Annotated in this window: 7 protein-coding genes and 1 pseudogene; 3 read left to right on the top strand and 5 right to left on the bottom strand. The window is 64.5% G+C overall.

Translation table 11 applies throughout. From position 1 onward, the window contains the following. The 3 genes and pseudogenes from ACFWJ4_RS37615 to ACFWJ4_RS37605 all read right to left on the bottom strand — a co-directional run. Positions 1-230 (bottom strand): annotated as a pseudogene (locus tag ACFWJ4_RS37615) (IS5/IS1182 family transposase); the annotation flags it as partial. Further along, positions 217-843, bottom strand: coding sequence for a hypothetical protein (locus ACFWJ4_RS37610; RefSeq protein ID WP_380552858.1), 627 nt, complete (start codon positions 841-843; stop codon positions 217-219). The pseudogene ACFWJ4_RS37615 and the gene ACFWJ4_RS37610, both read right to left, overlap by 14 nt. A 401-nt stretch (positions 844-1,244) precedes the next feature. Further along, complete coding sequence (locus ACFWJ4_RS37605; protein ID WP_380552855.1) at positions 1,245-1,943, bottom strand: hypothetical protein; 699 nt, start codon at positions 1,941-1,943, stop codon at positions 1,245-1,247. A 424-nt stretch (positions 1,944-2,367) separates the two neighbouring features. On the opposite strand from ACFWJ4_RS37605, the gene ACFWJ4_RS37600 reads away from it, so the two are divergent. Beyond that, a complete protein-coding gene (locus ACFWJ4_RS37600) occupies positions 2,368-2,994 on the top strand; it encodes a VOC family protein (RefSeq protein ID WP_380552852.1) in 627 nt (208 codons plus the stop codon). A 496-nt stretch (positions 2,995-3,490) separates the two neighbouring features. Here the strand turns inward: ACFWJ4_RS37600 and ACFWJ4_RS37595 are convergent, their stop codons facing one another. Further along, positions 3,491-5,110, bottom strand: a complete 1,620-nt coding sequence (locus tag ACFWJ4_RS37595) for an alpha-L-fucosidase (protein ID WP_380552849.1) — start codon at positions 5,108-5,110, stop codon at positions 3,491-3,493. 656 nt (positions 5,111-5,766) lie between these two features. Beyond that, positions 5,767-6,054 (bottom strand): hypothetical protein, encoded by a 288-nt coding sequence (locus ACFWJ4_RS37590; RefSeq protein ID WP_380552846.1) that lies wholly within the window; start codon positions 6,052-6,054, stop codon positions 5,767-5,769. A 444-nt stretch (positions 6,055-6,498) separates the two neighbouring features. Between ACFWJ4_RS37590 and ACFWJ4_RS37585 the strand changes: the two genes are divergently transcribed. Both ACFWJ4_RS37585 and ACFWJ4_RS37580 read left to right on the top strand, forming a co-directional pair. Then, a complete protein-coding gene (locus ACFWJ4_RS37585) occupies positions 6,499-7,047 on the top strand; it encodes a hypothetical protein (protein ID WP_380552844.1) in 549 nt (182 codons plus the stop codon). Then, the gene (locus tag ACFWJ4_RS37580; RefSeq protein WP_380552841.1) at positions 7,044-7,403 is read left to right on the top strand and encodes an RHS repeat domain-containing protein; all 360 of its coding nucleotides are present in this window, start codon (positions 7,044-7,046) and stop codon (positions 7,401-7,403) included. The genes ACFWJ4_RS37585 and ACFWJ4_RS37580 overlap by 4 nt, the downstream gene beginning before the upstream one ends. Positions 7,404-7,492 lie beyond the last annotated feature (89 nt).

The following is a 7,492-nucleotide window of genomic DNA, read 5'->3' as shown; positions in this document are numbered from 1 at the left end:
ACCGGGTCGGCGATTCGACGGCCCGGACGGCCAGCTTGGCCGCCCGGCCCGCCTCCCACCGATCCAGGGGCGAGGGTCTGCGCGATGTCGGGGACGTTGCCGCCGGTGGTGATGACCTTGAGAGGGATGCCGTTGCCGTCGCAGATCAGGTGGTGCTTGCTGCCCGACTTGCCGCGATCGACCGGCGACGGGCCAACCCCGGCACCCCCGAGGCTGCTATATCGCGTCAAGCGGCTTGAGGAAGATCTTCAGTTGGTCACTCTGCTCTGGCGGGCGGGTCGTCCCACTCCAGGGGCTTGAAGGCCACAGGTGCCCGATCCCCAGGCGAAGCTCCAGGACTTCGGCCGGATCGGGCAACTGCTCGACCACATCGACGCACTCCTCGCCGAAGTGCTCGACCAGGTAGCCCTTGCCCTCCAACTCCGCGACCAGCCGGGCAAAGCCGAGCCGCACCGCGTTCGGGCGCGCGGAAGGCACGGCGCTGGTGGCAGCCTTGCGCTGAGGCCAGTAGGGGCGTGGCTCGGTGGGCTTGAGCAGGAACTCCATCGACGTGAGCCAATTCGTGAGGTAGGCGGCCACCGTCTCGTGCGGGTCGGCGTCGAACCGTAGCCGACGGCCTTCGAGGAAGCGCCTCAGCGCCGTCTCGGCATGCCACTCGTCCTCGAACCCGCCGCGCCGCACGGTGCGCCTGCGGCCGCTGAGAGAGGGCATGTCGACGGCGAACGTCCACGTGCCGTGCCCCGCCTCGGCCAGGCGCGGGCACCCGGCGCCGAGCTGACGCCGGGTGGCATCACGGCACCCGCATCGGCGGTAGACCCGGCCCGGCCGTCCTGACTTGCGCACTTCCCCAGCCTCCTGCGGCAGTTGGTCCTTGATCGGCTGGCGGAGGCTACCGGGGTGACCACCCATGGGGTCGTTTGCGACCACCATGCGATCACCAAGGCCGAATTGGGGCTCTGACCTGCGGCTCGCGGTGAGGACCCGCACCTGGGAGTGCCGATGTTCGGGAGGCTCCGGCTTTTCCTCTCTCGGCTGTTCGGCTTCATGTGGAAGGCGGCGCGGGCGCGCCCGGATTCACTAGGTGTGTAACCAGCCTGGGTTTGTGGCCCGTGGATCACGTGGGTTGCACCCGCAATGCCGGCACTTGACGGATGGCTATGTTTGGGACAGAGAGATTGTTTGACCTGGCGGGTGTGTGGTCTGGCCTTCGAGTGCCCCTCTGCCCGCAGATCGGTCACATAGCGTCACTGGAATCGTCGGATAAGCCGGTCACGGTGGGCGGAGGCTTCGCAGACGAGCTGGGCGAAGGGCTCCCGGCTGTGTCGCTGGTGCTCCTGGGCCTGCTCGTCGTCCCAGTCTTCGGCGTCGCCGAGGTCTTCGTCGTTGAGGTCGTCGTACTCGGTGTGGAGGAGCCAGCAGGCGCGGATGCCGGTGAGGAGGTCTTCGAGGAGGTCGTGGGCGGGGCGCTTGGGGTCGAGGGGGGGCAGGCGCAGTTCGACGTCGGCGGGGTCGGGTGCGTCGTCGCCGTAGTCGGTGAGGGTCTCCTCGAGGTCGTCGAGCTGTTCGCGCAGGGCGTTGGGGTCGGGCAGGAGGCCGTCGGTGATGCGCAGGGCGTGGCGCACGAGGCCGGTGACGGCTTCGTGCGGTGCGGCGCCGTCGTCGATGAGGCCGAGGACGAGGGTGGGGGTCTCGTGGGGGAGGGCTTCGATGTTGTCGGCTTCCTGGACGACATCGACGGCGTCGTGTCCGGAGGCGTCGGGCCAGGGTGAGCACGCCCTGGTGCGTCGCGGCGGGCGGGAGTTGTGGCCGCACGGCGACTTGGAGGTCGCGGTGACTGCGGCGGGGTTCCCGGAGATCCGGGAGCGCCTACCCGAGTACATCTTCGACGCGGCGGGGGCGGGGCGGGTCTGGCCGGCGGCCGGGGCCGAGACACTGGCCGCCACCCGTCAGACCTGGGCTGCGAGACCCGTCCGACGACAGGTTCCTGCTCGACGCGCTCCGTGAGCGCACAGCCGACGGGATCCCTTACACGGCACCGGAGTTGGCGCTGCCGTTCAAGGCGAAGGCGGCACGCCCCAAGGACCAGGCGGACCTCGGCGACGCACTGCCGCTGCTGAGGCGGGCCAGGCGGGAGACCCTCGGCGGGTGGCTGGAGCGCGCACACCCCGGCCACCCGCGGCTGGCGGACCTGGCGGGTAGCACATTCGCCCGCGCGGCAAGTCGGACAGGCCGACTTCCTGTGCGCGTGGCTACCGCTCGGGGAGGGCTACGAAGGGGTGGGTTCAGCTCCGCTCCCGGCCGCCAAGGTGTGTAGCCTCACCGGAAATTGAAGGGCGTGATCGGCTTGCTCATGGCTGTGGTGGCCCGATGGCATCGGTCAAGCACTTCCAGGTCACCTTCGACTGCGCGGAGCCCGAGCGCGTCGGCCGCTTCTGGTGCGAGGCGCTGGGGTACGTCCCGCCGTCCATGCCTGAGGGGTTCGACACCCGGGAGGACCACCAGCGTTCGCTGCCGCCCGAGGACCGGGGCTCGTGGTTCGCGGCCAGTGATCCCGAGGGTGTGGGCCCGAGCATGTACTTCCAGAGCGCCCCCGAGGGCAAGGTCGTCAAGAACCGGGTACACCTCGACGTGTGGAGGGCTCGCCGAACGCCTACGGCTACCCGGTCGCCCGATCACCATGGACGACCTGACCGGCCAGTTCTGGCTGACGAGCTTGACGATCCGCCTGTCCAAGAAGCGCGCCGCCGACATGGCGTGGAAGTTGAGGATCTACGGAGGCATCGCTTCGCTCGTCAGCCTGATCCTCGACTTCATCCCGCATGTGGCGACGAGGATCATCTCCCGGATCCTGAAGGTCGCCGGCGGCGGGGCCGCGACCCTCGGCACATGGATCGCGTAGAACAGCCGCCGCGGCAGCCGGGGGGCATCAAGCTTGGATTCAAGGCCAGCCGGTTGGGGCCGGTCCCCGCAATGACCGTCAACATCAGGTACTGACCTCCATCACCGCACGACGTGGCCGGCCGGTCGGAAACCCCCGGCGAAGGCGACACCCGCAAACCGGCGATCGCCTGGCTGTTCGCCCGGGACGGCCGAGTGAGGAGGCGATGGCCCACCTGCGCCCGCTGCCAGGCAAGTGGGCCACAATCGACCTGGCCGAACTGCTGATCCGGCAGGGCCGCCGGTTAGCCGAGGCCATCGCCGTCGGCTGCGAGGATACTGCCCAACCGATACAGCCCGTTGAACTGCAATAACACCCCGCTCTGCGAAGAAATAGTTCCGGCAGTGCCAGAGATCGTTTCCCGTCACGGGCACCACCGGTAGGCGCCCCTGTCTTGACTCACATCGCCGGCGGTCTGCGCCGCCACACCTTATAACCTGGGGCGGGTATACGAAGATTCTCCACGCCCTCGCCAACTATCTCGCAAGGATCGCCCCGCCATGCACCGGCAAATGACCACAGACTTTCATCGACCGCTTCTGGCGATTCACACTAGTCGTGATTCGGCGTTCCGGTACTGGTCTTCGTGGGCCTGAGAAATAGTCCGAATGTTGCGATGCCGGGCTCCGCGCGGGATCCGGTGATACGCAGACGGATCTGGTTCGCGGTGACCGGGGAGTTAAGGCGAACCAGCCGTTTGGCGCCGATCACGTTGGCTTCCGCCACCGTGGTCCAGGCTTTGCCTGACCACGACTCGATGACGAAGGTCTCGACCCGTTGCCCGATGGCGAGGTCCTCCTGGAGGGAGATGACGTCGAACGTTGTGGCTTTCGGCAGGGTGATTTTGATCGCTCCGGTCTTCTCGGTTGGTTGCCAGGAAGTATCCAAGCGTGTGTCGAGCATGCAGGCCGGGGTGTGGCCCTCCGTGTTGACGGTCCCATTGTCGTTCTCGGCCTTGGCGCCTGTGGCGAGGTTCGTGGTGAACGTTGACGACAGTCGGGCGTGAAAGGCGGTGAGTACTTGCACCGCTTCGTCTTCGAAGAGCCCGTGCTTGTTCGGCGGAACGTTCAGCAGCAGGTTGCAGTTGCGTCCCACCGAGTCGTAGTAGAAAGTCTCCAGTTCCTCTACGGTTCGCCATTTGTCATTTGTGTGCCAGAACCAGTGAATTCCGCCGTCGGAGTCCTGTGTGGCATCTAGTGTCGCGTCGCATTCTGCTGGCGCCCATCGCAGCATATTCCAGGTGCTTTTCCCGTCTTTGCGTCGTCCGAGCACCTTGACGCTACCCAGGTCATCGGTGCTGTTTCCGTCCTGAACGGTCAACACGGTGTCGGCGGCGGTTGCAGGGTCGCCGGTGTACGGGAGAGGGGACCATTCCGCGGTTCGGGGCTTGACACTCTCGTTTCCGACCCAGCGGACGTCAGGTCCGCCGTCCTGGAAGACGACCGCATTGGGCTGAAGGGTGCGGATCATTGTGACCCAGTTGGCGAAGTCATACTCCTGATAATGGTCACCGAGTTCCGCCGGATGATACCCGTCAAGCCACACCTCGTGGATCTCGCCGTAGCGAGTCAGCAGTTCGTAGAGGGTGTTCTCGTAGTAGGTGTTATAGTCATCCGAGGAGAATCCAAACGTGTGCCCGCCCGAAATGTCCTTGCTGTTGGACGGAATGGTCACGTTCCTGCGTTTGCTGCCGTTTGCATAGATTTCAGTGCAATAGTAGGCATTGAGGTCGGCTGGCGAGAGATAGAATCCGATCCTCAGGCCCGCTTTGCGCATGGAGTCTGCGAAACTCCTCACGACGTCACCCTTCCATGTCGAGGAGGCGACGGAGTGCCCCGAGTAGTTCGAGGGGAAGAGCAGGAAGCCGTCGTGATGCTTGGTGGTGAGGATAGCCTGCTTGAACCCGGTGTTCTTCAGTGTGGTAGCCCACTGATCGGTGTCCAAGTTGTCGGGCCGGAATAGTGTAGGACCCTCCCGGCCATTACCGATCTGCTTTCCCGTGAACGTATTCATGCCGAAGTGAATGAACGCCGTCTGCTCAAGCCGTTGCCATTCCAGTTGTCTCGGAGAAGGGACAATGTTCGCAGCCTTGGCGACAATATCGTCTACCGTGTCGGCCGGGTTAACAGCAATGACCTCGGCGGGCTTCATAGCAGGCTTGTTGACCTTCAATGCTGGCTCCATATGGAATGTCAGACCATGCCGAGGTGTCGACAATCACCCTGCCGACACCTCGGTACGGAATCTTGAGTTCGGTGTGGATCAAGTTCTCCGATAGCGGCTCCTCGTCGTATCGCCAAGGTGCCGGACCTCGGCCAGACCCACAGCGGTGCAGGCCCCGGCTGATACCGATTGGCGAAGCCGCGGCACCGGGAGGAACCGAACCCTGGAGGTCATCCGCCGTCGCTTCGAACGATCTTCGGGATCGACCGCTGACGCAGCAGTCCCGCCCGCACAGGTGGCAGTCAACACTGGGACTCACGGGGCGAGCGCGATACAGGCTGGTGCGCACACAAGCGTGTCCGCTCCGCAATAGCCAGTGCGCGGTGGCCTCGGCAGACTGAGACCCGGAGGGCATTTGCTGTCGGGTCCAGCTGTGGAGGCTACGAAGTCGATCGCAACTAGAACTGCCCGTCGCTGCACCGCATGCCTACCGCCATCCACCGGTTGTGTGGGGCAGGCAGCGCCACCGGCTCGAAGCCCGCAATCTGATTCCCGGAGTAGGGCAGGGAACGGATTAGGCGACCTGCCCTACTTAAGCTATTTCGAGGCTCACCCGAGAATAATGCAGGCGTGCCTAGTGCAGAGAGCCTGCGCGAGGCAGGATGTCATTCTCCGATGGCGATGATGGAGAAATCCCGGTCTTGATATTCATTTTTTGGTGAGCCCATGGTGTAGACCGCGCAGCCCTCGTTGGTGACGTTGGCGACGTTGATGCCGTCGTTCGGAATCCACTGATTGGAAAGCCTGACGATCGTCGCTGCAACGCCTGGGACCGACTTGAATGAAGTATTCCAGGTGAGCTGGTAGATTCCCGTGTCGTTCTTCTTTACCGTGAATCCGCTTCCGTCCTGCTTGTCGCCGGCTGCACTTACGATGCCGTACACCTGTTGCATGTGCGTCCCTTTCGGAGAATGATCTTTTGCCTGGTCTTGCTGCTTGATTTCTTTGAAAATTCCTTCGATGAGGGAGTTCCGTCGGCCACTTGAGAGGTTTTCTGTAGATCGCTACTCGTGTGGGTATGGAATTCCCGGGGAGGGTGTGATGTCGGGCGGTCGGATGTCCTGCTGACTCCCCAGCATGATCTGTCATAGCGGAGGTCACGCGCCGTATCGGGCGGGCCTACGTCGAACGCCGTCGCAAATGAACTCCAATTGCCTACGAACTAGGCTTTTTGGATTAAGTGCAGGTTGCGCATGTGATCCGTGTTGATATGGACTGGGACAGCAGCCGGGACTGCCTGTACGACGTCCTGACGGAGTACTCGTACGGCTCCACGGAGTCGCGGACCTGCGCGGGCCAGACCAACCAGGGTCACCCGGACGTACAACAAGTACCACTTGCAGACCGCTGAGCGGCGGCAGCAGAAGCACTGCTCACGGCTCGTGGAGACGCAGTACTACGCGGTGACCGGCAAGCCGTTCGAGGAACAGTCGGCGCAGTTCCAGCTCCCGAAGAAGAAGGCGGTGACCTGGACGGACTCCCAGTCCACGGGCCCGGCCAAGTCCTACCAGGAGGTCACCGCAACCGTCTTCGACGAGTTCGGTAACCCGTCGAGTCAGGACGACCCCGACGGTACGCGCACGGTGTGGGAGTACTACCCGGCCGGCGGCAGCGGCAGCGATTGCCCGGCCGAGCCCAACGGGTCCACCCGTCTACTCAAGAGCACCACCCGCACACCCCCGCACACCGACTTCGACGTATCCGCCCGCACGACCGTCTACCGTTACGGCACGCACCAGAAGACGCCTGATCCGAGGGTGCCCACCGCGGTGCTGAAGTCCGAGGAACAGCGCCAGGCCGGCGGCCGGGTCCTGCGGAAGCAGGTCTTCACCTACAACACCTCGGACAGCGCGGAGTTCGGCCGCCTAACCAGGTTCACGAGGTGAAGACCCACGACCACCTGTCCGTGAAGCGCTCGCAGACCCTCTCCCGGTTCACCGGGCGCCTGAGGTCCGCCACCGACGCGCAGGGCAACGTCGAGACCATGGAGTACGACAAGCTGGGCCGCCTGCTCACCCGCACCGTGAACCCGGACAGCCCTCTTTACAAGGCGGTGGAGAGCGCCGTCTACGAGACGGGCACCAGCGCGCCGTTTGTCGCGACGGTCACCGACGCGCTGAAAAACCGGATCTGTGAGAGCTTCGACGGTGCCGGCTGGCCGGTCCGCTGTGAGCGCCAGGACAGCGACGATGCCAAGGGCACCTGCGAGGTCTGCGGCGGCGATGCCTGGTACACCAGCTAGTGCCGCATCAGACAACGTTCGCCCCGTCGATGTGACGTTCGATTGCTGCCCATGCGGCTCCGGGCGGTCAGAATGATCACGTGGGTGAA

The sequence above is a fragment of the Kitasatospora sp. NPDC127067 genome (assembly GCF_042724755.1).
Taxonomy (GTDB): Bacteria; Actinomycetota; Actinomycetes; order Streptomycetales; family Streptomycetaceae; genus Kitasatospora; species Kitasatospora lactacystinica.
This window is presented reverse-complemented; position numbering and strand designations above follow the sequence as displayed.